The sequence below is a fragment of the Streptococcus oralis genome, assembly GCF_015561235.1.
Taxonomy (GTDB): domain Bacteria; phylum Bacillota; class Bacilli; order Lactobacillales; family Streptococcaceae; genus Streptococcus; species Streptococcus oralis_BK.
In genome coordinates this window covers 356,037-381,499 of sequence record NZ_JADMTC010000001.1, presented here as the reverse complement: position 1 = coordinate 381,499, position 25,463 = coordinate 356,037, and the positions used below count along the sequence as shown (strand labels likewise).

Here is a 25,463-nt window from a genome sequence, read left to right as displayed (position 1 = left end):
GGCTTCCAAACCAACCTTCATTATATCGGTGAAGGTATTTTGATTTTCTCAGCTAGTTTTTAACAAATCTCAAAGAGTGAGATAGTAATCAAAAACTGAGATATCTTCCTCTTTCAAGTAACAAGGTTTTGTTACTATCTTCCTTTTAAAATTCTTTATTGTCTCAATTTCGAAAAGACTTCCCCAATCTTGCCTTCAATGACCAATGTAGCTTGACTGTCTTGTGGAATACTGGTTTTATTGATAACGACCAGATTTGTCCCAGAAAAATAGTTTACTAGGCTAGCTGCAGGATAAACAACCAAAGAAGTCCCACCGATAATCAGCAAGTCTGCCTGCCGAATAGCTTGTGCAGCCTGGCTAAAGACATCCATGTCAAGCGATTCTTCATATAAGGTCACGTCAGGCTTGACCACCTTGCCACAGTCTAAGCAGTGAGGAACAGGTCCCTCGAGGGCTAGAAAGGCAGTTAAGTCATAGAAACGATGACAACCTAGGCAGTAATTGCGGTCCGCACTCCCATGCAATTTAAAGACCTTTTGGGAGCCAGCCATTTCATGAAGACTATCGATATTTTGTGTCACAACAGCCTTTAGCTTACCTGTCTTTTCCAAAGCAGCCAGATAAGTGTGAGCAGCATTAGGCTTTGCTTCTGGATAAATCAGGTATTTCTTATAAAAGTCAAAAAAATCTTCTGGATAGCGCTCAAACATGGTCCGAGAAACGAGTTGCTCTGCCGTAAAATGACGGCCTAACTGATGACTATAAACACCATCCGAACTACGAAAATCTGGGATATTAGACTCGGTTGACACTCCTGCTCCTCCGAAAAAGACTATTCTGTGGCTTTTATCAATCAAGTCTTGTAATTGTTCTATTTTATCCATCCTATTCTCCTTGTATTTTACATTCTAAAAAAGTTGAAAACCAATCGCTCCAGGCAATCTGATTTTCAACTCTTCCTTTATCATTACTTATGTATTTGAGATTAAAGCATTTGAATCAAACTTAGAAAAATCCTTATCTCAAATTAATACAATATTTAGTCTGCAATCAAGGTTTCCAATCCAACCTTCATCATATCGGTGAAGGTGTTTTGGCGTTCTTCTGCAGTGGTGTCTTCATCTGGATTGACCAAGCTATCAGAAATGGTCATGATAGCAAGTGCATCAACGTGGTGTTGGGCAGCAAGATAGTAAAGAGCTGCTGCTTCCATTTCCACAGCCTTGACTCCCCATTTACCAAGCTCGATGTTCTTTTCAAAGTAGTTTGAGTAAAAGACATCTGATGACAAAACGTTCCCAACGTGGGTGGTCATACCAAGTTCTTTGGCGATATGATAGGCCTTATCCAGCAAATCAAAGCTAGCGATTTGTGGGAAATCGTACTGTGGCCAGTCATTACGGATGATGTTTGAGTTAGTCGCAGCAGCTTGCGCCAAGACCAATTCACGGACATGGACATCCTCGTTTAAGGAACCAGCAGTTCCGACACGGATCAATTTTTTCACTCCGTAGTCCACAATCAACTCACGCGCATAGATAGAAATTGATGGCATTCCCATACCAGTTCCCATGACAGATACATGGTGACCCTTGTAAGTCCCAGTGTAACCAAACATGTTACGCACTTCGTTAAAACATACAGCGTCTTCAAGGAAATTCTCAGCAATAAATTTCGCACGAAGAGGATCCCCAGGAAGAAGAATTTTATCAGCAATTTCACCTTGCTTAGCAGCAATATGGATAGACATAGTTAAGATATAAAGGGCGACAGAGAACAAAGTAAAAATAGGAAACTGACGACGCATCGCAGATGCTAGACAGTTTATCTTTTTTACATAGTTCTCCGCCCGTATTCAGTTCAGCAAATACGGTTTACCCATCCTTTCTTTTATTGTTGTTATGAAAAGTTTTCCGCTCGTGTTCAAATAAAAACACACGCTCTGCCTTTCTTTTTTATTTAGTTTGTTAATGAATCCAAAAATGCGTACAATTTTGCATTCATTTCTTGATAATCGTAAGCACGAATAGCTTCAGGTTTTTCGACAAATGGCAATTGTTTACTTTGCTCTTCCAAAGCAGCTGCTCCATCAGCCGCAATCAAGAGATCGACTGCTTCTGGATCGAATTCCAAGTGGGCTTGGAAGGCATAGTGCTTGGGAGAAAAACGGACAATCTGACGTGGACAACCTCGACTGGTCGCAAGGACAACGGCATCATCCGTCAATCCCGGCATATCACCATGCCAGTGACCAGAATCAAAGCTGGCGCCAAACAAGCTGACATGCGGATCCGCCAATCCTTCAGGCGTTAAATCCACAGGATACACTCCAATTTCCCGCTCTGGACTGTGTTCATACTCCGCGCCATAAGCAACAGACAGGAGCTGCGCACCCAGACAGACACCAACAATGTAGCAATCCGCCTTCATTGCTTTTTGAATAAGTTTAATCTCAGCTTGCGGATCATAGTAAGGGAAGGTTGCGCGATCCTCATCTGGTGATTGTGGTCCTCCCATGACAATCAAAAAATCGATCTCATCCACTGTCTCAAGTAGAGCTTCTCGCTCGTAGACCTTGGACATCGTCACCTGATGACCACGCTCCTGCGCCCACTTTAGATAAGCACCCGGTACTTCAAAAGTTTCGTGCAAGACAAAATGCACTCTCATCGTTTATTCTCCCATCTATTTTGAATCACATAAGACATACTAGCAGCTAGTGCTAGTGGTAGAATCAAAGCCCAGCTCTGTCCTGTAAAACCAAGACTTAGGGCAATGGCAGTCAAGGGAGCTTGTAAGGTCGTCCCTAAAAAGACGGTCGCTCCAAGCAACATTCCTAGAGCAGGATCTAGGTGAATGCCAACGACTGTCAAAAGCAAACTCGCTAAGTAGCCAGATCCAATCCCCAAGGCAAATGACGGTGTCAAGGTCCCTCCGTAAGCCCCATTTCGTAAGAGGAGATAGGTTAGGAACCCTTTTACGGCCAAGGTCAAGGCTAGACTAGAAAGTGGCTGGCCTGATAAGAGGGTTTGGGCTAGAACCTGTCCATTTCCCATAAAAATCGGGTAAAAGATCACAATGCCAGCGAACACCACAAATGCTAAAGGCAGAGCCAAAAGAATGGTCCAATCCTTCCGCCGTTTGCGATTAGCCCGATTGGCTAGAAAACGAAAGGCCAGTGCCAAAGGAGTAAGCAATAGAGCCACTATGACAGCCTGGATAAAACTACTGGCTGACCAATGAACTGGCGACATATGATATATAGCACCATGTCCAACGATTGGTTGGGCAATCCAAGTCGCCAAATAAGAACTAGACAAGACCAGTAAGATATTTTTCCAGTGATAGGCCAACCCTAATGTCTCAAAGACAAACAAGCTACTTGCAAAGGGAACCTGATAAACCGCAGCCAAACCTGCTCCAGCTCCACAAGCAATCAAAACTCTTCGCTCTTTGATCGTCAAGGACAAGACTTTCCCCAAACGACCAGCTAGAAGAGCCCCAACCTCACGTGGGGCTCCTTCTTTTCCGACCGAAGCGCCAGCTCCAACAATCGCAACCTGCATAGTTGCATGAAGGAGGTGGGCTAGGGGCGCTGGATCTCTATCTCCAACCAGGTCGATTTGCCTGCGAATAGAGAGAATTTTATAACGCTCTTGTAGAATATACCAAAAACCAGCTGCCAAAGTCCCTGTCACACATAAGACAAGAAATCTACGAAGTCCTCCAGCTTCTTGAAATTGCTGGAGCAGATCAGATCTCTCTTGGCCAAAAGCCAACATTTGCACGCCTTCTAGCAGATAATGACAGGCAATTCCGACTAGACCCGTACCTACTCCCAAAGCAAGAGTTGCAAAAAGCAAACGCCATTCGTAGGGCAGTCTTTGGAGTCGTGCTTTCATCATCTTACAATTCAGCAAGAATAGCTTTCAGCAAACCTTTGAAATCACCCTTGACACGTTCAGTCACTTCCACAACTTCTTCGTGGTTGAGTTCTTCTTGGAAACCAGCCGCAAAGTTAGTAATACATGAAATTCCTAGAACTTTCAAGCCAGAGTGGGCTGCCACGATAACTTCAGGAACAGTAGACATACCAACTGCATCTGCTCCAAGGGTCTTATAGGCACGAATCTCTGCTGGTGTTTCATAAGTTGGACCAGTTACACCGATATAGACACCTTCATCAAGCTTGATACCAAGTTTTTTAGCTACTTGATGAGCTACAGTACGGTATTCAGGTGTGTAAGCTTTAGACATATCAGGGAAACGAGGACCGAAATCATCCAAGTTTTCACCCATCAACGGATTTTGACCCGTAAAGTTGATATGGTCTGAGATAGCCATCAAAGTACCAGGACCATAACCAATACCTCCTGCAGCATTGGTTACAATGACACCTTCGCATCCGAGAACTTTCATCACACGTACTGGGAAAGTCACGACTTCCAGAGGATTTCCTTCGTAGAAATGGAAACGACCTTGAAGAGCCAAGACCTTGCGACCTGCAAGTTCTCCATATACCAATTTACCAGCGTGACCGACTACTGTCGAACGGCCCCAGTTTGGAATATCTGCATAGTCTACTACAACTGGATTTTCAATTTCTTCTGCCAATTCTCCAAGACCTGATCCAAGGATTAAACCAAATTCAGGCGCTTTGATTCCTTTATCTTTCAGAAAAGCAGCTGTTTCCTTGATTTTATCTAAGAATGTCATTCTGTGTCTCCTTTATTATTTTTTAGCATTTGACCGATTTTGTCAAAGGTTTTGGCATTGCGAATGGTGATGTTGCTATAAAAAGGCATCTTGAGCAAGTACTTATGATAGGCAGTTGCATAGTAGGATTCCTCAGAGAATTTCCCCCAGAAAATCCCAAGTCCTCCAAAATGAACGACTTCATCTTCCAGTTCCAAACTGTTCACTTTCTCGATCACTTGATCCACATCCAAGCCTTCCGTGTAGAAGAGCACATCCTTTCGAGCCAGGGCTTTAGTCCACCAATCTGGCAGATTCTTCAGCTCTTCTTCATAATCTTCCTGACTCAGCAAAGAAAAGCTCTGAATAAATGGATAATGGACTGCAAAGAAAACCTTTAACTTTTCAACCAATTGGGCTTTGGGAGCTGTAGAAGTAAAGAAAATATTGCCACTGTTGATGTAGGTCTCAACCTTTTCCAGTCCCAACTCTGTCAGTTCTTGACGAAGTTGCGCCATGATAACTTTATTTTTCCCACCTACATTAATGCCCCGAACAAGTAAAGCATAGCGTTTCATCTTACACCAATTTATCTAAGAAACTTTCCCCAATCATGGCAGTTTCCACACCAAAGTTATCGGCAACAGTCGCTGAGATATCTGCGAAATGTCCAACTGGAATGACACCATTTCCTTTAAAGGCAGGACTGTAAGCCAAAAGTGGGATATATTCACGAGTGTGGTCAGTTCCAGCATAGGTTGGGTCATTTCCATGGTCCGCAGTAATCAAGAGAAGGTCATTCTCTCTCATGGCTGCGATAATTTCAGGCAAGCGTTCATCGAACTCATGCAAGCAATCACGGTAACCATGAGCATTGCGACGGTGGCCGTAAAGGGCATCAAAGTCAACCAAGTTTGTGAAGGAGAATCCTTTTTCAAACTCAGCAAGCCCCATAGTCTTCAATAGTGTATCAATTCCATGGCTATTTGACTTGTTGTGTCCCATGTCATGATTGATTCCTGCCCCATTAAAGATATCGTTGATTTTACCAACAGCATAAGTATCGATACCTGCTTCATTGAGTTTATCGAGAACAGTTGGAGCAAATGGTGAAACTGCCAAGTCACGACGATTTGCCGTACGAGTGAAGTTACCTGGTTCACCAATATATGGACGAGCAATGATACGACCTAGAAGGGCAGGACGCTCAAGGGTAATCGAACGAGCGTATTCACAGATACGGTACAATTCATCCAGAGGAATGATGTCTTCGTGGGCAGCAATTTGCAAAACAGGGTCAGCTGAAGTATAGATAATCAACTCCCCTGTTTCCATTTGACGTGGTCCAAAATCATCAATAACAGCTGTTCCTGAGTATGGTTTGTTGGCTTCACGAATGACCTTGCGTCCTGAAAATTCTTCAATCTTTGTCAAGATTTCTTCTGGGAATCCGTTCCAGAAAGTATCGAAAGGCTCGGTAATATTGAGTCCCATGATTTCCCAGTGACCAGTCATGGTATCCTTACCAAGGGAAACTTCTTCCAATTTTGTTGCATAACCTGTTGGATTGCTTTCAGCTGGTACAGTCTTCAGCGGTGTTTCGCGAGGAATATTTCCTAGACCGATTTTAGCCATGTTTGGCACATTCAAACCAACTGTTTTTGAAATGTGTCCTAGTGTGTCAGAAGCTCCATCTGGAACCCCTGCATTGACAAAGTTATTGGCATCTGGCGCAGCACCGATTCCTACAGAATCCAGTACCACCAAGTGAATACGATTAAATTTTGACATAGTGTGTCTCCTTATTATGTTGATTAGTTTGCTTTTGTTGAAGTTAAAATCTGAACCCCGTCTCGTCCAGCAACGATGACCTTATCCACCATTTGGTTGAACAAGCCATGCTCTACGACACCAACGACATGGTCCAATTCTTGCCCGAAGGCAATTGGATTTTCAATGACATCCAAGGCTAGGTCAATGATAAAATTCTGCATATCGGTCACAAAACGTTGTCCGTCTTTTTCACGGAAACTTGGTTTGTAGCCAGCTCGCTCAAACCGACGAAAGACCTGTTCTGCGCCATACTGAACCACTTCCACAGGCAATTTAAAAGCACCTAGTTTCTCTACTAGTTTGCTTTCGTCAACCACCCAAATGTATTCTTTTGATGGTGTCGCTACAACCTTCTCCATCAGAAGGGCACCACCACCACCTTTGATTCCGTTAAACTGGCTATCTACTTCATCCGCCCCGTCAACCGTCACATCGACAAAGTCCACTTGATCAATCGACTTGAGCGGGATATTAAGACCTTCGGCCTGTTTACTGGTCACACTGGAAGTCGTCACAGCAGTAATCTGCAAACCTTCTTCTTTAATGCGACGACCGATTTCTTCTACGAAATAGTAGGCAGTAGAGCCCGTTCCAAGTCCGACTACCATGCCATCCTTGACAAACTCAGCAGCCTTGATACCTGCCATTTTCTTCAGATTTTCCACTCAAACACCTCCATTAAAGAGCTATTTTTATTATAACATGTATCCGTTTTTATTTCATGAATACACTTGAAAAACCCGAACATTTTTATTTCGGGTTTTTATGTCCTATTTAACCATGTCAGGATCGTAATCATAGAATCCCGTATCGAGGAAACGGTTTTTAGGGTGTAACTTGCGCACTTCCTCATCTAACAAGAAGGCTTGGTCATGGCTGAATTTGCCCTCTTGAATCAAGCTGCGTGCTTGGACAAAGAGTTTGGCAATTTCTACAAAATTCTTACCAGGTGTGTAGAGCCCCTCTAGCTTCCAGTGAGTAAAACCATGCTCCACCAATTCCGTCAATTTGGTCATCAAATCAAGGTCATTGTTGGCAAAAATATGAGTACCATGATTATCTTCAAAGATAGAGTAATGGCTCTCTGGATCACTTGGTTCAGCCAAGAAGAGGTCACGTTTACGCGTCTTTTCGTCATCGATATGCGTAAAGTTATAGTAGTTTTGTAAGAGCGGACGCTTAGAATGATGAATGACACTAGCTCCATAAACCAAAACTTCAGCAGGAATTTCCAAAATCTCTGGCATTTTGAAGAGTTCAGCAGATGGAATTTCACGCGCCAAGACCGCCTCAGAGGCGCCTGCCTTTTGACCCCAGAAGTTAATCTGACGACTGCTTGTCACCATGGTTGAAGCATCGTAGATGGTCTTAAAGGAATAGCCATCACGGTTTACCACGTAAAAGACACCTGCATCCCCAACAGTAATATAGTCTGTCTTGATTTCTTCCAAGAAATCTAGGAAGGGCTTGATACGGTCCATCATATCTTGGTGCATGAGGGCGTTAACCGCAACGATCAATTCCTTACCTGCTTCATGAACTAACTTAGCGATGGTGCGTAAGTCTTCATAACTAAAGGTTGTTGGCAGACGAAGGCCAAAATCTTTCTCACCGACATAGATACGGTCTACGCCAGCTTCGAGTAGTTGTTCAACTTGTTCAATACTTTCAGCAGTTGCTGTAATGATAATCTTTTCCATAAGGAAAATTATACCACATTTCTGGAAAATCAGCTATGAATACTGGGAGTTTTACAAAAAGTTAGGCTTATTTTTAACTTTTGAAATTAAAAAGTGAACAGTACCAGCACCGTTCACTCTCTTTTTATGCATGTGTTTCTTCAACTAGGTGTCCATCGTTCATCACATAAACACGGTCGACCTTATCAAGAAGGCGTGTATCATGTGTAATCATGACAACTCCTCTACCTTGTTCATGGGCAATGGCAGCCAACATTTCTGTTACTTGGTAAGCACGCTGGGTATCTAGACTGGCTGTCGGCTCATCTGCAAGAACGATGCTCGGATTGTTATAAAGCGCTCTAGCAATCGCCGCACGTTGACGTTCGCCACCCGATAGAGCCTTGGGATAATGATCTTGTACTTTTTCTAAATCCAACAAGTCAAGTAACTCTTTTCGATCACTTTTACTATTTTTTCCCCTATCCAGTCTGTCAATCAAATCCAGCTGTTCCTTGACCGTAAGAAAAGGAATTAAGTTTGAAGCTTGTAGAATAAATCCAAACTCTCTAAAACGAAGGTCTGTTTTCTCCTTCTCCGTCAAACTGCCTGTTTCTTTCCCCTTTACCAAAATCTTTCCACTCGAAGCTTCCTGAAGTTGTCCAAGAGTCGTTAGAAAGGTCGTCTTTCCAGAGCCAGAAGGCCCAACGATAGCAACGAACTCTCCTGCATTTAGCTGAAAATTCGTCTCATGCAGGGCCACGACTTTCATCTTTCCTTCCCCATACGTTTTTGTCACTTGAGTCATTTCAATCAGTGCTGTCATACTATTCTCCTTATCACTCTGCAATCGCAGTAATCGGGTCCACCTTTAGCAAACGTGGAAGTGAAATGACACCACCTAGAAGGGCCATCAAGCAAATTACCAAACTTAGGACAGAGTAGGCTATCCAACTTGGGTAGAAAAAGAAGGTTGCTGGTAAGACTAAAATCACTCCACCAATAGCCAGCAAGGCTAAAGCAATTCCCATACCGGCTAGTAGAAAGATTTGACAGAAAAGTGACCAAACAATGGTTTTAATCTGTATCCCCTGAGCCCGCATTATTCCATAAAGTCCTAGTTTTTGGATGGTAATGATATAGACAAATATACCCACTATCAAGCCTGTGATGATAATCATAGCAAGAATCATCCCTGAAAATACATTAACCTGAGGTGTGTAACCAGGAATTTTTGATATCATTTTTGGAATAGAAATCTGTTTCAGTCCATCGCCAGCCACTTCTATATCATTTTTCAATACCAAAGCAGAGATGGAACGATTGGCTTTCAAGGTTCCTTGTAAGGTCCAATAAGTCGTCAAACTCGTAAAGATAACAGGCTCGGTGAAAAATTTATTTCCTTGAGTCAGGCCTACAATCTTGTAACTTGTCTCACTTCCATTGAGCTGAATGGCATCACCTAGCCTAATCCCATAATTCTCAAAGGACTGATCCACGACAACCTCATCATCTCCTTCAGGATAATGGCCCTCAATCAGACTCGGAGAGATAAAAGAGTCCCACTCTTGAGCAAAGATGGAAACATTGACCTTTTCACTACCATCGACTAGATTGGTCACAGCGAACATATAGCCCAGTGGAGTAGCCTCTTTAGAACTCTTCTCTTTGTAGTCCTTTTCAGGAATAAAGGATGCTGTCAAATTATCATTTGCGTAGTCGGATAAAACGACACCCGTTGCTTGCCAGTTATCAATAGCGGCTCGGTTGTTCCGCACAAGACCAAGAGCCAAACTAGTCATAAAAAAAACCATGAAAGCAATAAGAAAAATGGTCGTTAGAATCAAACTATATCGAAGTTTATTTCGTACTATTTCTTTGATAGCAAGATACATGCTTATCTCCTTTAACTTTCCCCAGAGGTAGCAAAATGCTACCCAGTCCAATAGACAGCATCTCTGTCTTATCATCCATTCAAAACAACTCCTACCAACACTCTTCAAAAGTATCCAGGTAGCAACTCAACAAATTATCTTAGGAAAAGCACTTGCTTGCTATCAATTTATATAAGTCATCCCTTCCTTACTCAGTATATTTATAATAGAGAAGGTCAGGCCATCTGTTTCAAGTGTAACATCCATGCTATCACTTTCCCTAGTGGGTGTCAAGAAAAGCAACTTAGAAGATGATATAAGACTTTAGTAGTTTTGTAACAATTCTGTAATAATTCTCTACATAAAAAATGATAGAATAGTTATGTACTGTTAAGGAGAGAATCATGCCCGCAAGAAAATTAGAAGCCTATGAGTTTGAACACACTCCCGAATCAAATCAAACTCCGCTTTATCAAAATTATACACTGGAAGCACCTGTTAGCTCCAATTTAAAAGAGATTTTATTTTTTGTAAATATTGCTTGTTTTTGTATTTTTATGGTACTTTTTAGCTTTATCTTTTTAGCTTTAAAATTAAACACAGCTTTATCATTTGTTGCTGCTATGGGGGCAAGCTTGACACTCCTCCAACTCCAACGAAAGATTATTAAACGAAAAATTTCAAAATAAAGGTTGGTACCACTACCAACCTCTTTTCTAGTTAACAAAAAAGACAGTTCAAAAACTGTCTTTTTATTTATTCTTACGTTTGGGAGGAGATTGAATAGCAATCTTAACTTCAAAAATTGTTCCTCTAGGCTTGTTATCTTTAACGGTAATCGTTCCTCGTAAGGCATCTACGATCTGCTTGGCCAAAGATAGTCCCAGACCAAACCCACCTTTCTGACGGGTTCTCGCCTTGTCTACACGGTAAAAACGGTCAAAGATTTTCTTCTTATCGGCAGCTGAGATCCCAATTCCATTATCCGTTACTGATAGATAGAGGTGGCGATCCGTAGCATGGACCACAAACTCAATTTTCCCATCTTCTTCGGTATACTTGATGGCATTATCAAACAAGATGGTCATGAGCTGTTTTAGGAGCAACTGATCGGTCATGAATGGACGATAAATTCGATTTTCATAGTTGAAAACACGATCATTTTCAGAAGCAATCAACTCATAGTTGGCAAAGGTTGTTTTAAAGAATTGTGGAGAAACTTCTGCTATTTCTGGTTTGATTCCATCATCTCGACGTGCAAGGTTGAGAAGATTGGTCGTGAGGAAGCGCATATTGCGAACTTCTTCAAGACTAGAAGCAATGCTTTCGCTGGATTCCATAATCGTTGCCTCTGGTTTTCGAAAGAGAGTCTCTAAACGATTTTGTAAAACGGCCAAAGGCGTTCTCAGTTCGTGACTCGCATTTTCAACAAAGGACTTCTGCTTTTGCATACTTTCCAGCAGAGGTTTGACACTGACACGTGCCAGGTAGACACTGGCAATTAAAGACAGGAGCCAGAAACTAGCCATAACTACAACAATTAAATGCTCGTGGTTTTGGCTGATTTGCTCAAGCTGGCTGGTATTGATTAAAACCGCCGCATATTTGACATTACTTGAAACAGTGGATGAATTGGTTTCCATCAAGACCATTCGGTAGGTTTCTTCCTGACCATAGCTATTGACAACTTGGATTTGGCGAATGTGATTCAACTCTTTCTTGTCCAGCTTGATCTTGTCCAAGCCTAAAAAGCGATTGCCCAGTAAGAGTTGGTTAAAATCCTTGTCAAAAAGCAAAACTTCTGTATTAGAGCTAACATTGGTCTTGATTTCAGCCTTGCTGGCATCCGCTGTTGCTGGTTGAATATCCTTAACTTCCTCAGTTGCCCGATTCAGGGCTAACTGGATAACAGCTTGAGGACTACTACTAAGGGCTTGTAGTTTTTCATCTACAGAGGTGTAGAGACTCGAGTGCATGACCTGAAGGATAATCAAGGTCATAGCAGAGAAAATCAGGGTGAACACTCCGAAGTTTCGAATGAAATAGCTGAAATCATCCGCATACCATGTTTTTTTTAGTTTATTGAACATCTTTTAATATATACCCGACACTACGCAAGGTTTGAAGATTTTCAGCAAAGGCTGTCCCCTTCAATTTCTTACGAACTTTTGAAACATAGACTTCTACAACGGAAATCGTCGTATCGCTATCAAATCCCCATAGACGGTCAAAAATTTGCGTCTTAGGAAGAATAACATTTTGATTTTGAAGGAAATAAACCAATAACTCAAACTCTTTTCCGAGTAGTTCCACAGGCGTGTCTTCCACCTTAACCTCATTCGTTGAAAGGTTGACGACAATATCCCCATAGGTCAAGGTGTTTTCGTTAAACTTACCTGAACGTTTGAGAAGGGCTTGGATCCGCATTTTGAGTTCTTCTAGATAGAAAGGTTTGGTGAGGTAGTCATCCGCACCCAATTCAAATCCATGACCCTTGTCATCCAAACTTTCCTTAGCGGTCATGATAAGGACAGGGGTTGTAATTCCTTTTTCACGTAATTCTTTCAAGACTTGGAAACCATTTTTTTCAGGCAACATCAGATCAAGCAGAATCAAGTCATAAACACCACTCTCAGCTTCGTAGAGACCTTCTTCTCCATCAAAGACCTGCATGACATCTGCAAAATCATCCAAAAAGTCAAATACTGAGTTTGACAGACCTAGGTCATCTTCTACTAATAAGATTTTTATCATCAGAAACTCCTCCTTGTTATGATTATTATACCAAAATTGCCTTAAAAAAAACTCAACTCTCTCTTCTATTCAGATAGAAAGTTGAGTTTTTTTATTTACATTTCGAACGAATTAAGCTTTAGCATATTGAGCTACAACAGTTTCTACTGCCGCTTTTTCACGCTTAATCAAGTCAACACGCGCTGCGATATCCTTGATACCCATACGAATGTTACGGCTAAGAGCAAGGTCAGAGAGTTGTGGTTCAAAGAATTCCTTGTACTCTGCCAAGCGTTGCTCTGTCTTAAATACATGGGCAGGTAGGATAACAAAGCTATCAAAGCTCATGTCCCCACCTAGGGCTGCCTTGATCCAATCCCAGTTTTCACGCGCCCATACCCAAACAGTTTCTTGAGTTGTTTGATGATCTAGGAACTGGTAATACCAAGCAGACAAGTCTTGTGGTTTCACCACAAATTTATCTTTCCATGAACGAATCAAGGTTTGGATATTGTCGGCATCTGTACTGTAGGCTAGAGCTGCTGCCAACTGGCGTTTGAAAACAGCATCTGTTGCATGAGTGTAGAGGTCTAGATAAGTTGCGACCAAGTCCTTGGTCTCATGGTGTTTCATTTCATTGATGAGCACTTGGGCACGGATTGCTGCTGGAAGTCCTGCAAGATTTTCCTTGTGAGCTGCAAAGATTTGACTAGCGACTTGACTAGCTTCTGCATCATTAGAGCGAATCATCATGGAAATGGTCAACTGACGAACCAATTCGTCTTCATCTGATTCCCCATCTTTGGCTTCAAAACCAAGACGGTCATAGTTATGACGAGCCAATTTAGCAACGAGTGTGTTAAAGGCTTTCTCAGTTTCTGTTCCTTCATCGATAAAGCGCTCAAGGGCAGAAATCACTTGAGAAACAGCTGAAACCACAAGGTAAGACTCTTCCTTAGCAAGTTTATCAAGGACTGGGAGCAAGTCAGCATAAGAAATGTGTCCTGCTTCAGCAAGTAAACGACGTTCTTGGACGATTTGCAGTTTGCTTGTGTTATCTAGTGTCTCTAGCTCAGCAAGAACAGCTTCTAACAAGTCTCCTTGATAGTCTGTAATGTAGTGGGCAGTATTTTCAGTGTTGAGACGAAGAGCTCCGTCATTTTCAGTAAGAAGAGCTGCGTAGCCAGGGATTTCGATACTTTCAGTTTCGAGTGTATCTGGCAGGCCTTTCCAGTTGCTGTTGAGTGGCACCACCCAGAGACGGTTCTTATCTTCGTGCTCACCGATAAAGAATTGTTTTTGCGAAATCTTCAAGACATCATTTTCAACTTTGACAGTGAGAACTGGGTAACCAGGCTGTTCCAACCAAGAATCCATGAAAGCTGCAACATCACGACCTGAAGCTTGACCAAGGGCATTCCATAGGTCACGACCAATGGTATTTCCATATTGGTGCTTTTCAAAGTAGGCATGCAAACCTTTAGCAAAATCAGCATCGCCGAGCCAACGACGAAGCATGTGCATGAGACGGCTTCCTTTGGCATAGACGATAGCTCCGTCAAAGAGAGTATTGATTTCATCCGGGTGTTTGACTTCAACGTGAACAGACTGAACGCCATCAGTCGCATCGCGTTTAAGTGCCGCTGGAACACCACCTGTTTGGAAGTCTTCAAAGATATTCCAAGTTGGCTCAATGGCATCGACACAGACATATTCCATCATGTTAGCAAAGCTTTCATTGAGCCAGAGGTCATCCCACCATTTCATAGTCACGAGGTTACCAAACCATTGGTGAGCCAACTCATGTGCTACAACTAGGGCAACTTGTTGACGGCTGGCAAAGGTTGAGTTCTCATCGACAATCAAGTAAACTTCACGGTAAGTGACAAGACCCCAGTTTTCCATAGCACCTGCTGAGAAGTCAGGAAGGGCGATGTGGAGAGATTGAGGAATTGGATATTTAACTCCGTAGTAATCTTCGTAGAACTCGATTGAGCGAACTGCGATGTCCAAAGAGAAATCAAGGTTAGAAAGTGGATGAGCTTTGGTTGAGTAGACACCTACGAGAGTACCATTCTTCGTTTTAGCGGTTACCCCTTGCAAATCACCAGCGACAAAAGCCAACAAATAAGATGACATGCGAGGTGTTGTCTCAAACTTCCAGATACCTGTTTCCTTACGGTTTTCCACATCGATTTCTGGCATGTTCGACAAGGCCACTTCACCTTCCGCTTGGTCAAAACGTAGAGAAAGGTCAAAAGTTGCTTTAGCTTCTGGCTCATCCACACATGGGAAGGCTTCGCGCGCAAAGTGGCTCTCGAACTGAGTAGACAAGACTTCCTTCTTCACTCCATCAACAGTGTAATAAGAAGGGTAAATCCCTGTCATGTTGTCTGTAATTTTTCCTGAAAAAGCAATGACTAATTCAACTTGACCTGCCTCAGCCAGTTCGATATGAAGGGCTTCATTTTCATGGTCAACAGTAAATGGACGCGCTTGACCCACAACTTCTACAGAAGCGATTTCCAAGTCTTTTTGGTGAAGGGAAATACGGTCGCTCTGCGCTTGACCAGTGATGGTCACCTTACCAGAAAACGTCTTGGTCTCACGACTCAAGTCTAAAAATAAATCATAATGTTCAGGAACAAATTTGCTAATAAAATGTTCAACTGCTTGCATAGTTTTCTCCTATCTAAGTTTAAGAGCTAGAGCTCTTCTTCAAACAAACTTATTATATCATGTTTTGCTTAAGAAAAAAGGATTGGACGGCGATTTCCAAAACTTTCTTCCTTCTAGTAGTCTACTGAGGGTAGACCTTGCGAAATTCTTCTAATACAACCTTACTATCAGGTGTAAAAGTCAGACCTGCTTCTCTCAGCCACTCGACGAAACAGTCCTCATGAACCTGACGCCAATAGGCTAAAGATTTGTCACCTTCCCCTTCCTTGAAGGCATGGTCAGCTGACACTTGATGAAAAGGCTGAACGGAAACCTTTGTAATTTCGATAATACAGACAGCCCGATCTTGACTATCTAAAATGACATCAAAGGTCCCTTCTTGTGGCAGGAGTTCGTTATCAACTGCATAAAGATCATAGGCTGATGCAGTTGCCGTCTTTTCACCTTTTAAAACCAAATCTGCCAAGAGATCGGCTTCCACTCCAAAAGTCCAGGCATCGATTTCATCTCCGATCAAGGGATTGATTTGTTTGTATTTATTCCACATTTCTTGCGGTGTCATTTCTTCTCCTGCTTTTCTTTTACCTTCCAATTCATGTAAGAGGTCTTGTCCAATTCTGGAAATCCTCCTAACTCTGCCTTAACTTTTAATACTAGGGGTGAGGCATTTTCTTCGGTCATCTGCTCGATAGGAAGCCAAATTGCATTTACTGAATCATTACTTCCATCAAGAACTTCATGAGGAAGAGATTTTTGAGAGCTCCCGAAATCGAGCACCACATCATAAAAAGCCATGATATGGTGTACTGCGAAATCTTGCCCTTCTTCTTGAACCAACACATCATAGATTCTAGGGTTTGAATAATCGCTAAGAGCATATCCTGTCTCTTCCAGAACTTCTCTCTTGAGAGTTTCTGTCAACCCCTCACCTAGTTCTTGACTACCACCAGGTAAATCAAAACGATGTTGATAAGGTCCTCTTGTTTTCTCAATGCAAAGCAATTTCCCATTCTCAAGGCAAACGCCATAAACACCAAAGTGTTTTTTGATTTCCATTTCCTACTCTTTCTAACAATCCAAGATTGCTACCTCACCTTATCCTTTAAAAGGAAAGAGGCTATAGATTTCATGCTCCTTGATATACTTCTTTAGTATCTCCATATTCTCTTCCATTTTTGTCTGGATATCTGTCTCTTCACAAGTTGACTCATCAATAAAAAGGTGAATCTTCAATAAATCTGCCAAGTATAGCAGACGACGTTCCATTTCTGATTCAGGACTTAGAGCTTGCTCGATTTTTTCAAGCTTTTGCTCTAAGCTATCGCCATTCAAAAATCTCTGATGAACTCTCCTTCTTATTTTTTGAGTGGATTCCTCCCCTTGTTCTAGCGGAGATAAAAGAAGTTTTTTATAGACAAGTACCTGATTTTCTTTTTCTCTTTCCAGATAGGCCAATAAAACCAGAGAACTGTCAACAAAGGTCCAGGTGTTATGATTCCCTTCAAATGGAACCTGTATGATCCTATCTAATAATTCATTAGCCGTTTCCTCTTGACCATCCAGATAAAGTAAATAGGCCAGATGACTCAGTGATTCGAGATAGCCAGCTTGAGTCTTTTTATGCTTTTTTAAAATTTTATCTATATAGAGATGTAGGTCTGGATGATTTTCCACTAGCTCAACTACTTCTGATAGCTTCATCTGAATTCCTTTCTATTATCTTCTCAAAAATTTTAAAACTATTTTAGTTAATTAATCCAACTCTGCTCTACTGAACAAGTCTTTCATAGCTTCAATATCATCGCAAAACTCTTTAAAACCCTGAGCAAATTTAGACAAGGCATCTACCTTGGAAGAATAGGCACAAAACATACTTCCTTCAGGATCAAAGTCGATAGCATCGCTTAATTCCGGCATTTTTTCCTCCAAAAATACCAAAGCCAAGGATACCCAATCGTAGCCATTTCCTTCAAATCCCTCCTCTTCTCGAGTGTCAAACACTTCCTGTCTATATTCTCCATCAGGGTAATAAATGAGCGATCCGCGAACATTTTGAGGATCCTCATCATATACAAGCAAGTTAAAGGGGGAAATTTTTTCATTTATGTTTTCGTAATCTATCATTTCTTAACTTCTTTTTATATTGTCAATGGACTGCAACATTCTATGTTTGTAACTAGGGTTCAAATGGCATGAAACTATCGTGCTGATGATAATAATTCAAAGCCTCAACCAAGTCTTGGAGACTTGCATCTGGCTTTTCCTCAAGTGCAACCGAGAGAACATCGAACAACTGCTCTCCATAGTAGACTAGTTGAAGACTTTGCTCCACTACATCCGTCGGGTAGACATCACGGTCTTCTACGACATCCGGATAATCTGATACCAAATAGAGCCTATCTAGTGCTAGCTCTCCATCCTCCTTGCCATAGAGGCAAAAATCATCTGAAGAAGACTCGTCCACGCGCATTTGCTCGATTATCTGCTCTAGTGAAAGTTCTTGGTATTTCCGCATCCCTTCTCCTTTTTTCGTATCACTCTTCAACAAAGGAATTCAAAAAATCCTCAAAAGATGGCCATTGACCATACAACTCAGCTTTTTCTTCTAAAACATAGAAGTAAACCTTTCCATAATCCTCTTCCCTTAAGGAAAGAGCATAGTTGCCAGATCCAGGATCATAGGCAAAATGGAGAAGGTCTATTGCCTTAAATCCTTCAGGCACAACCTCATCGTCAAACCATGTAAGAGAATTTCTCATCTCCCCTACTGAATTAAAGGAATTGAAAGGAAAGAGATGACGGTCATCGTGGACACCTATTACCTGGGGTTGCCCACCGTTGTACTTGAGATAAAAATCCTTCATAGCTTCCGGCAATTTCTTTCCAAGAAACTCCTCAAATTGTAAAAGTTCTTCTTTTGAAATCGGCGAATCTGCATCTAGCACCCTAAACATGATTTCTCCCTCCCATTTTTACAATCCTTCCTCTAAAATCTTGTCAATAAAGTCATAGACGTTTGTAGCAACTTTTTGTATTTCCAAGGAGCCAAAAGCACCCAAGTCATTTTCATAAATGCAATCATCAGCATTTTTCTCGATAAAGCAGGCCAAATCTCCTTCCTGTCCAATCATAAAATAATCTGGCTCTACTTCCTCAATCTGATAAGTCTCATTACGCTCTTGAAGATCCTCCTTAGCATACAAACAGATACCTGTATCTCCAATTTCAAAGGGGTCAATCTCTTTCCACTCCGTTAAAAACTGATAGTAGAGATTGGGCAAGACAAATCCAAATTCATCTCTTTTCATAGTTTACCTCCACATATTTACAGAATAGCAACTATGCTACTTCAAGCTCCATCCTCCATCAATCGTTAGGATTTGTCCCTGCATGGCGCTTGCTTTTCCACTTGCTAAAAAGAGACTAACTTCAGCAATTTCACTTGGCTCAATCCAACGTTTGATGGGTGTCTCACTAGCTACCCAGTCAGCTAGTCCACCTGGCTCAAAGTCAGCTGCGGTCATTCCAGTTTTTACTGCTCCTGGAGCGATACCAAAGACCTGAATCCCAGTTTCAGCATAGTCTAGTGCCAACTGCTTGGTAAAGCCAGCCAGGGCATGCTTAGAGGAAGTATAGGCGTGACCACCACCTCCTGCTAGGCTTGAGGCAATCGAACACATATTGATTATGATTCCTTTTTTATTTTCCAACATTTGTGTCAAATAATGCCGTGTCATCTCAACTGGAGTCACATAGTTGATTTCAAAAATCTCTTGAATTTCCTTCGCTGATTGTTCTAGTAAAGGCTTGTAGTCATCCAACACTCCCGCTGTATTACAAAGAATATCAACTTGAGGACACCAGTCAAAAATTGGTTCCAAGTCAAGAGTTAAATCTCTCTGTAAAAAGTGGAAATCACCCTGTAGGAGTGGATTTTCTCTTTGGTCTACACCATAAACTTGATAGTCATTCTCTAAAAAGAGGCGAACTTGAGCTAGACCGATCCCTGAACTTACTCCCGTAATCAATACACGTTTAGTCATGCACTTCTACCCAATCCGTCGCCAAAACATCACAAGGTGTCGGACTCCACATCGAAAACCCTTCCCCTTCTCCAGACACGTTGATGAGGAAATAAGGTGTCACTTCAAGTGCAACCCCGTTTTGCTCGATGGTATCAAAAAGCTGCACATAGTTTTCAGCCCCTCCCCAACCAGTTCGTACATATTTTTTCTTAGCCTTTAATCCAGGCAAGATTTCTTCAAATGTCATGTTCTTCTCCTTTAATGCTACATTCTTAATTTAATTATAACAAAAAACCGTTTTCCAACGGCTTTTTGACTGTATATCTACTAAATTCTTCTTACCACTGCAATCCGGCTTCTCTAATTTCTTTCTTGGAAGCAAATTTACCATTTGGTCTGTGCCATCTTCCGTTTCTATCCCTAAAGTAGCCACCTGAATTTGTTGATTGCGAGTTTGATTTCTGACTTTCTTCTTTTTCTTGTGCAGCCTGACGTGCTTTTTCTTTAGCCTCTTTCTTGGATTTTTCCTCAGCTTCCTTCTTAGCCTTTTCTTTTTCTTCTTTTATCTTTGCATCTTCAACTGTATTTTTAGCAGTACCATCCAAATAATTGATTTCCGCATTAGCTGAAACATTGTCTAGAATAACATGCGTCACAGAATACTGATCAACCTTTTCCTTACTACCACCTAACTTGATTTCCAAGAGTTTGCCATTTTCATCAATTCCCACATACTGCAACTCAATCTGTCTTGGAATCAATTCGTCCTTTTGATAGATTGGGGTCACCTTATAATCAAGATAGTAGTTCGGATGATTGGCCAACCAAGAATCCAATCGATTTTCATAATAAAGCATGCCACTTTGGTTTTGGTCATCTGTTCCAGAATAATTTCCAGCATTGAGCCAGTTAGTCATCGGAACCAAGTTTTTCTTTTCATCATTCAATCCACTAAATTGATACCCTATCAAATGACCTCGACTCATCAACCAAGCTTCTTTTTTACCGTCACCATAAAAGAATTTATAATTGTGCCATCCAACTGGATCATAAGTCAACTTGGACTCTCTCTTCTCAGTTGGTTCATCGCTGTCCTTAAGTTGAATATGAGCACCTGTTGCGCGTGATTTAGAATCCAATTCCCCAAGTTCTAGTTGTTTCTCATTTTTAAAAGGCAAGAGTCCAGCTTCTTTAAACAACTTTTCATCGAATTTGACTTGCTTCTGTTCGACTTTTTCTTCTGGAACCGCTTGTTCTACCTTATGACCAGAACAAGCAACAAGTGTTGTTACTGAAAGTAAGGCAAGTGAAAGGGTGAGCAACTTTTTCATAATAAACTCCTTTATTTTGTATAATAACTATACTAATACTTCCTTCTACATTTTACTATCATTTTGCTAATTATTCAACAATAAAGAAACTGTTATTATACTATTTTTCTCGCGTGTCCAAAACAAAAACGATAACCACTTTTTCAGTAGTTACCGTTGATTTTTTTGATTAGTCTTTCCCACCAAGTCTACTATTGATGGTCATCATGATGCTAGCTATTTTCTCTCCCCAGTAAGGATCGGAAGCATAGCGAACATTCATTCCTGTTGCCTTGTTTCCAAGGTGGTCTCTGCCGTAGTCGATATAATTCTCACGAATCCACTTGGCCGCACCGAGAATTCCTTTGTCCACATCATCAAAGCTCTTGGCTGAGAGATAAGGGCTAGTATCATAAGCCGCAATACCAAAGAAATTGTTCTTATCTCTGGCAATTTGACTGCGACCCCAAGCACTTTCAAGGGCACTATGGGCCATCAAGTAAAGGGCATTGACACCGTAACGTTCTTCAGCCTCTTTGAAAGTCGCTCCTTTCCCCGCTAGAGGACTATTTTGAATATTCATAACAGAATAAACTTTATCCAACTCAGCTGCACTATAATTACTTGGCTCTCTCAAGTTTTTAAAGAGGAAAGGATTTTTAACCGTAAAGCCATCAAAATGCTCTCCATCAGTTGAGTAGTACTTCTTACCAATAACCATAGCAGATGTATGTGGAGCTACTTTGATACTCGTATAAGGAGAGAGTTCATGGTAGAGGAATTTCCCATCACTAGTATAATGAGGGATAAACTCGCTTCCTTCATCCACTGCTGTCAAATCACTTTTATTCATGAAACCCGAAAGTCCAGAAATATTCACTGGTATTTGGGTGTTTTTCGTAGATTGAGTATCTCCAAGCGAGACAATTGTTCCTTTTGATACATAGCTTAATTTTTCTCCCGAACTACTATATACATATGCAGTGATAGGTTTCACTTTGTAATATTTAGATTCTGAAATCCACTTTCCATTGTTTTGAAAAGAATACTCTTTACCTTTAATATTAAAAGTACCTGTCACATACATACCATCTTCTTTTAGATAGTACCAAGCATCATAATCTTTATCAAAAATCCACTCATTTTTGGCCATATATCCACCTGTTTTAAGGTAATATGAGCCACTCCATTCTCGAGAAGCATAAGCCCCTCCTGTTTTTAAATAAAACCAACTATTGTATGAATTATCAAATATCCATTCTTTTTCTGCCATGGCACCACTGTCTTTTAGATAGTAATCTGTTTTCCACTGATTACTTAGCATTACACCATCAGTATCAAAATAGTACCATATCCCTTTGATTTTTTCCCATTTATTACGAGAAATTTTCCCAGAAGCTGTAGCATAGTACCACTTGTTAGAAATCTTTACCCATGTATTTTCTGCAAGAGCACCACTATTTTGGATAAGATAATCACCAACTAAAGTATTAGTTACCATGATGCCTTCTTTATCAAAGTAATACCAAATACCAGCGATTTTTTCCCATTTATTACGGAGAATTTTTCCAGAAGCTGTAGCATAGTACCACTTGTCAGAAATTTTTACCCATGTATTTTCTGCCAAAGCGCCATTGTCTTGAATAAGATAATCATCGATTATAATATTACTAATCATAACACCTTCTTTATTGAAGTAATACCATTTGTTATCGATTTGTTTCCAGTCTAAGACAGGTTGATTATTTTCATAAAAGCGCCAACTTCCCTGCTCCTTCAGCCAACCTTCTTTTTTGCTTTCCCTATCTTTTTCCTTATTTGATAAATCTTCTTTAGCGGGATCTTTCTCTTTTACAACTGACTCTTTCCTAGTATCAACTCGGGGAACTTCTTTTTTCGGAGCAGACTCTTCTTTATTCGGAGCAGACTCTTCTTTTTTCTCAACTACATCTGTTGTCTGAGTTTTTTTTGTAACTTGAGACTCTTCGGCATACACTGCCGATTTTGCAAATCCTGCTATAGAGAGAGCAACAGTACTTGCAAGTAGTATCTTCTTCATTTTATTCTCCTTAGTAAAAAACTATATACATTTTCTAAACTCTATTGTAACATAGTTAACCAACGGAAATATTACAAATTGATGAAGATTCTATTTCTTGTTGACGATAAGGAAGACCTAGCTTATCTCAGACTGGCTTTGACTTCCTGACGGAGATCTTCCAAACTGCTAATGCCATATTTGTCCATGACTTTTGGTAAATGTTCGATGATATCAGGACAGGCATAAGGATTGGTAAAGTTAGCTGTTCCAACTCCGATGGCAGAGGCACCAGCCAGATACATTTCTAAAGCGGCTTCAGCCGAATCCACTCCCCCCATTCCAATGATGGGCAGGTCTGTTGTTTGGGCGACTTGACGGATGAGTTTGAGGGCTACTGGAAAAACTGCTGGACCAGACATCCCACCCGTTCCATTGGCTAGGATTGGTTTTCTGGTTTTAAGGTCAAAGCGCATACCGACAAGGGTATTGATCATGGTTAAGCCACTTGCTCCTGCATCTTCTGCGGCTTTAGCAATAGTGACAACATCCGTTACACTAGGGGTTAACTTAACATAAACTGGCACATCAGAGGCTTCCACAGCTGCTTTTACCACTTCGTAGGCCAAATCAGGATCTTGCCCAATCAAAAGTCCATGATTGCCGTGATCCACATTCGGACAAGAGATATTGAGCTCGATAGCTTTTACATTTGCTGCCTTGGAAATTCCTCGAGAAACGGCAGCGTACTCTTGTTTTGAAAAGCCTGCAACATTTGCGATGATGGGAAGCGTAGGATACTCTCTTTCCAGCCAAGGCAACTTCTCAGCTAAAACAGCTTCTAAACCAGGATTTTGCAGACCGATTGCATTGAGCATACCGGCAGGTGTTTCTGCCACCCTGGGAGTTGGATTTCCAAAACGGGGTTCTAGTGTCGTCGCCTTGATCATAATGGAGCCTAAAAGGTCTAAATCATAGTACTTGGCATACTCCTGTCCAAAACCAAAACAGCCAGATGCTGGTATGATAGGATTTTTCAAGTCCAAGCCCGGGAGAGAAACTTGTAAACGATTTGTAGTCATGACTTTCTCCTTATAATACAACTGTTCCTGTACGGAAAACAGGACCATCTTCACAGACGCGTTGGCTGACCGTCTCACTATCTGGCACTTTTAGAACGCAGGCATAGCAGGCCCCCATCCCGCAAGCCATACGAGACTCTAGAGATAGATAGGCTCTTGGGTGGTCATAAAATCTTTGATTGATGTACTTCATCATTCCTGGAGCCCCACATGAGTAAACAGCATCAAACTGATTTTCTAATTCATTGATGACAACTGACACATTTCCCTTAATACCATACGAACCATCATCTGTCGTAACAAAGACCTGACCATATTGGGCCAATTCCTTTTCGAGGATAACAGCATCCTTGTTAGCAAAACCGAAGACTGTTACTACTTTCACCCCACGCGCATGCAATTCCTTGGCTACTTCGAGCAAGGGCGGAACACCAATCCCCCCACCAACGAGGAGAACTTGGTTCTGGTCGTCCAGATCAGACAAGTCAAAACCATTTCCCTGAGGCCCCATCACATCAAGAGTATCTCCCTGACTTAATGTTGAAAAAATAGTGGTCCCAGCCCCCTCAATCCGATAAATGAGATGACACTGCTTGTTTGCCTTATCGATAGACGAAATTGAAATAGGACGGCGTAAGAGATGGGCATCATCAGGCACACGCAAATGTAGAAATTGGCCTGCTCGCATCGCTTCAACCATTTCTCCTTCTAAGACTAATTCAAAGATTGCTGGCGCAATTTCCTCTTGTGTGACCACCTTCATGGTTTCCAAACGAATAGCACCCAAACGTTTCTTACATGTGGGATTCATGACTTTTCCTCCTTAAATTTAAGGGGACCAGATAAAGAAAAGACCTTGCTAATGCAAGGCCTCAGTTGGGTTAGGCTAGAACTCATGCGCACACTTAAAAAGTCTCCACAGAGAGTCCCCTATCCCTTTTATCTGACACCTTGTAAGTCTCTCTGGACTCCCCTTAAAGGTTAAATTTGTATTAGTATACTCTTTCAAAGAAAAAAAGTCAAGCAGAAAACGAACATTCTACTTGACTTTACTGGATTATTTTTCACGAATGACTTCGACCTTGTAGCCATCAGGATCCTTGATAAAGTAATAGTTTGGTTGAGTTCCTGGAAGTCCATTAGGGGCTGTCACCTCATAGCCTTTGGCGCTATGTTCTTGATGTAGGGCCTCAAGGTCAGGTGTGCTGAGAGCGATATGGGCGAAGCCATCTCCTACCACATAAGGACCGTGATCATAGTTATAGGTCAACTCCAACTCATAGTCATCCCCCTCAAGTCCTAGATAGACAATGGTGAAAGCATGATCTGGAAAATCCTTGCGACGCAACTCTTTAAAACCAAAAGCATCTTGATAGAATGCAATTGATTTTTCAAGGTTTTCTACTCGCAAGCAAGTGTGTAACATTTTTGAAGCCATCTTCATTACCTCTTTCATTTGAATAGTTCTATTATACCTTTATTCAGGAAAATTTACTAGAAACTTGAACTAGA

Annotated in this window: 29 protein-coding genes; 1 reads left to right on the top strand and 28 read right to left on the bottom strand. The window is 41.4% G+C overall.

Annotated elements, in window-relative coordinates; translation table 11 throughout:
• Window positions 1-155 precede the first annotated feature (155 nt).
• From I2H52_RS02020 to I2H52_RS01970, 11 genes are all read right to left on the bottom strand, one after another.
• Window positions 156-887 carry an NAD-dependent protein deacylase gene (locus tag I2H52_RS02020; RefSeq protein ID WP_045616971.1) on the bottom strand — a complete coding sequence of 244 codons (732 nt, stop codon included), beginning with the start codon at window positions 885-887 and terminating at the stop codon, window positions 156-158.
• Between the two features lie 155 nt (window positions 888-1,042).
• Entirely contained in the window at window positions 1,043-1,753 is a 711-nt protein-coding gene (gene deoD / locus I2H52_RS02015) for a purine-nucleoside phosphorylase (protein WP_045617961.1), read from the bottom strand.
• Between the two features lie 209 nt (window positions 1,754-1,962).
• Window positions 1,963-2,673, bottom strand: coding sequence for a glutamine amidotransferase-related protein (locus I2H52_RS02010; protein WP_045616969.1), 711 nt, complete (start codon window positions 2,671-2,673; stop codon window positions 1,963-1,965).
• The gene (locus I2H52_RS02005; RefSeq protein WP_195594896.1) at window positions 2,670-3,905 is read right to left on the bottom strand and encodes a chloride channel protein; all 1,236 of its coding nucleotides are present in this window, start codon (window positions 3,903-3,905) and stop codon (window positions 2,670-2,672) included. Before I2H52_RS02005 ends, I2H52_RS02010 begins: the two co-directional genes overlap by 4 nt.
• A gap of 4 nt (window positions 3,906-3,909) precedes the next feature.
• Window positions 3,910-4,719, bottom strand: coding sequence for a purine-nucleoside phosphorylase (locus I2H52_RS02000; RefSeq protein ID WP_195593953.1), 810 nt, complete (start codon window positions 4,717-4,719; stop codon window positions 3,910-3,912).
• The gene (locus I2H52_RS01995; RefSeq protein WP_045616965.1) at window positions 4,716-5,276 is read right to left on the bottom strand and encodes a DUF1697 domain-containing protein; all 561 of its coding nucleotides are present in this window, start codon (window positions 5,274-5,276) and stop codon (window positions 4,716-4,718) included. Before I2H52_RS01995 ends, I2H52_RS02000 begins: the two co-directional genes overlap by 4 nt.
• A gap of 1 nt (window position 5,277) precedes the next feature.
• Complete coding sequence (locus tag I2H52_RS01990; protein ID WP_045616963.1) at window positions 5,278-6,489, bottom strand: phosphopentomutase; 1,212 nt, start codon at window positions 6,487-6,489, stop codon at window positions 5,278-5,280.
• 23 nt (window positions 6,490-6,512) lie between these two features.
• The gene (rpiA, locus tag I2H52_RS01985) at window positions 6,513-7,196 is read right to left on the bottom strand and encodes a ribose-5-phosphate isomerase RpiA (RefSeq protein WP_045616961.1); all 684 of its coding nucleotides are present in this window, start codon (window positions 7,194-7,196) and stop codon (window positions 6,513-6,515) included.
• Between the two features lie 105 nt (window positions 7,197-7,301).
• Entirely contained in the window at window positions 7,302-8,231 is a 930-nt protein-coding gene (locus I2H52_RS01980) for a peptidase U32 family protein (RefSeq protein WP_195593951.1), read from the bottom strand.
• Window positions 8,232-8,355: 124 nt separating this feature from the next.
• Window positions 8,356-9,036: an ABC transporter ATP-binding protein gene (locus I2H52_RS01975; protein WP_049500409.1), complete on the bottom strand. Its 681-nt coding sequence runs from the start codon at window positions 9,034-9,036 to the stop codon at window positions 8,356-8,358.
• A gap of 13 nt (window positions 9,037-9,049) precedes the next feature.
• Complete coding sequence (locus tag I2H52_RS01970) at window positions 9,050-10,105, bottom strand: ABC transporter permease (RefSeq protein WP_045616957.1); 1,056 nt, start codon at window positions 10,103-10,105, stop codon at window positions 9,050-9,052.
• Window positions 10,106-10,488: 383 nt separating this feature from the next.
• Here I2H52_RS01970 and I2H52_RS01965 point away from each other — a divergent pair, with 383 nt between their 5' ends.
• Window positions 10,489-10,773: a DUF3270 domain-containing protein gene (locus I2H52_RS01965; RefSeq protein WP_045616956.1), complete on the top strand. Its 285-nt coding sequence runs from the start codon at window positions 10,489-10,491 to the stop codon at window positions 10,771-10,773.
• Between the two features lie 63 nt (window positions 10,774-10,836).
• Here I2H52_RS01965 and I2H52_RS01960 read toward each other — a convergent pair whose 3' ends face one another.
• The 17 genes from I2H52_RS01960 to I2H52_RS01880 form a co-directional block, all read right to left on the bottom strand.
• Window positions 10,837-12,174, bottom strand: coding sequence for a sensor histidine kinase (locus I2H52_RS01960; RefSeq protein ID WP_007521609.1), 1,338 nt, complete (start codon window positions 12,172-12,174; stop codon window positions 10,837-10,839).
• Window positions 12,164-12,838, bottom strand: a complete 675-nt coding sequence (ciaR, locus tag I2H52_RS01955) for a two-component system response regulator CiaR (protein WP_000590630.1) — start codon at window positions 12,836-12,838, stop codon at window positions 12,164-12,166. Before ciaR ends, I2H52_RS01960 begins: the two co-directional genes overlap by 11 nt.
• Before the next feature lie 111 nt (window positions 12,839-12,949).
• Window positions 12,950-15,496: a M1 family metallopeptidase gene (locus I2H52_RS01950; RefSeq protein ID WP_195593949.1), complete on the bottom strand. Its 2,547-nt coding sequence runs from the start codon at window positions 15,494-15,496 to the stop codon at window positions 12,950-12,952.
• A gap of 121 nt (window positions 15,497-15,617) precedes the next feature.
• Window positions 15,618-16,058, bottom strand: a complete 441-nt coding sequence (locus I2H52_RS01945; RefSeq protein WP_061588106.1) for an ASCH domain-containing protein — start codon at window positions 16,056-16,058, stop codon at window positions 15,618-15,620.
• Window positions 16,055-16,552: an NUDIX hydrolase gene (locus I2H52_RS01940; RefSeq protein ID WP_007521606.1), complete on the bottom strand. Its 498-nt coding sequence runs from the start codon at window positions 16,550-16,552 to the stop codon at window positions 16,055-16,057. Before I2H52_RS01940 ends, I2H52_RS01945 begins: the two co-directional genes overlap by 4 nt.
• Before the next feature lie 39 nt (window positions 16,553-16,591).
• The gene (locus I2H52_RS01935) at window positions 16,592-17,197 is read right to left on the bottom strand and encodes a DUF6707 family protein (protein ID WP_061588105.1); all 606 of its coding nucleotides are present in this window, start codon (window positions 17,195-17,197) and stop codon (window positions 16,592-16,594) included.
• A gap of 51 nt (window positions 17,198-17,248) precedes the next feature.
• Window positions 17,249-17,620 carry an Imm51 family immunity protein gene (locus I2H52_RS01930; RefSeq protein WP_061588104.1) on the bottom strand — a complete coding sequence of 124 codons (372 nt, stop codon included), beginning with the start codon at window positions 17,618-17,620 and terminating at the stop codon, window positions 17,249-17,251.
• Between the two features lie 52 nt (window positions 17,621-17,672).
• Window positions 17,673-18,011: a DUF7716 domain-containing protein gene (locus tag I2H52_RS01925; RefSeq protein ID WP_007521599.1), complete on the bottom strand. Its 339-nt coding sequence runs from the start codon at window positions 18,009-18,011 to the stop codon at window positions 17,673-17,675.
• Window positions 18,012-18,030: 19 nt separating this feature from the next.
• Window positions 18,031-18,450, bottom strand: coding sequence for an SMI1/KNR4 family protein (locus tag I2H52_RS01920; RefSeq protein WP_061588103.1), 420 nt, complete (start codon window positions 18,448-18,450; stop codon window positions 18,031-18,033).
• Between the two features lie 18 nt (window positions 18,451-18,468).
• Window positions 18,469-18,804: a hypothetical protein gene (locus I2H52_RS01915; protein ID WP_045616953.1), complete on the bottom strand. Its 336-nt coding sequence runs from the start codon at window positions 18,802-18,804 to the stop codon at window positions 18,469-18,471.
• 36 nt (window positions 18,805-18,840) lie between these two features.
• Window positions 18,841-19,539, bottom strand: coding sequence for a 3-oxoacyl-ACP reductase (locus I2H52_RS01910; protein WP_007521593.1), 699 nt, complete (start codon window positions 19,537-19,539; stop codon window positions 18,841-18,843).
• The gene (locus I2H52_RS01905) at window positions 19,532-19,768 is read right to left on the bottom strand and encodes a DUF2829 domain-containing protein (protein ID WP_000141913.1); all 237 of its coding nucleotides are present in this window, start codon (window positions 19,766-19,768) and stop codon (window positions 19,532-19,534) included. Before I2H52_RS01905 ends, I2H52_RS01910 begins: the two co-directional genes overlap by 8 nt.
• 91 nt (window positions 19,769-19,859) lie before the next feature.
• A complete protein-coding gene (locus tag I2H52_RS01900; protein WP_195593948.1) occupies window positions 19,860-20,852 on the bottom strand; it encodes a DNA/RNA non-specific endonuclease in 993 nt (330 codons plus the stop codon).
• A 169-nt stretch (window positions 20,853-21,021) separates the two neighbouring features.
• Window positions 21,022-22,890 (bottom strand): glucosaminidase domain-containing protein, encoded by a 1,869-nt coding sequence (locus I2H52_RS01895; RefSeq protein ID WP_045616951.1) that lies wholly within the window; start codon window positions 22,888-22,890, stop codon window positions 21,022-21,024.
• 122 nt (window positions 22,891-23,012) lie between these two features.
• Window positions 23,013-23,999 carry a dihydroorotate dehydrogenase gene (locus I2H52_RS01890; protein ID WP_162097466.1) on the bottom strand — a complete coding sequence of 329 codons (987 nt, stop codon included), beginning with the start codon at window positions 23,997-23,999 and terminating at the stop codon, window positions 23,013-23,015.
• Window positions 23,962-24,762: a dihydroorotate dehydrogenase electron transfer subunit gene (locus I2H52_RS01885; protein WP_195593946.1), complete on the bottom strand. Its 801-nt coding sequence runs from the start codon at window positions 24,760-24,762 to the stop codon at window positions 23,962-23,964. Before I2H52_RS01885 ends, I2H52_RS01890 begins: the two co-directional genes overlap by 38 nt.
• Before the next feature lie 246 nt (window positions 24,763-25,008).
• Window positions 25,009-25,389: a VOC family protein gene (locus I2H52_RS01880; protein ID WP_000157140.1), complete on the bottom strand. Its 381-nt coding sequence runs from the start codon at window positions 25,387-25,389 to the stop codon at window positions 25,009-25,011.
• Window positions 25,390-25,463: the final 74 nt, after the last annotated feature.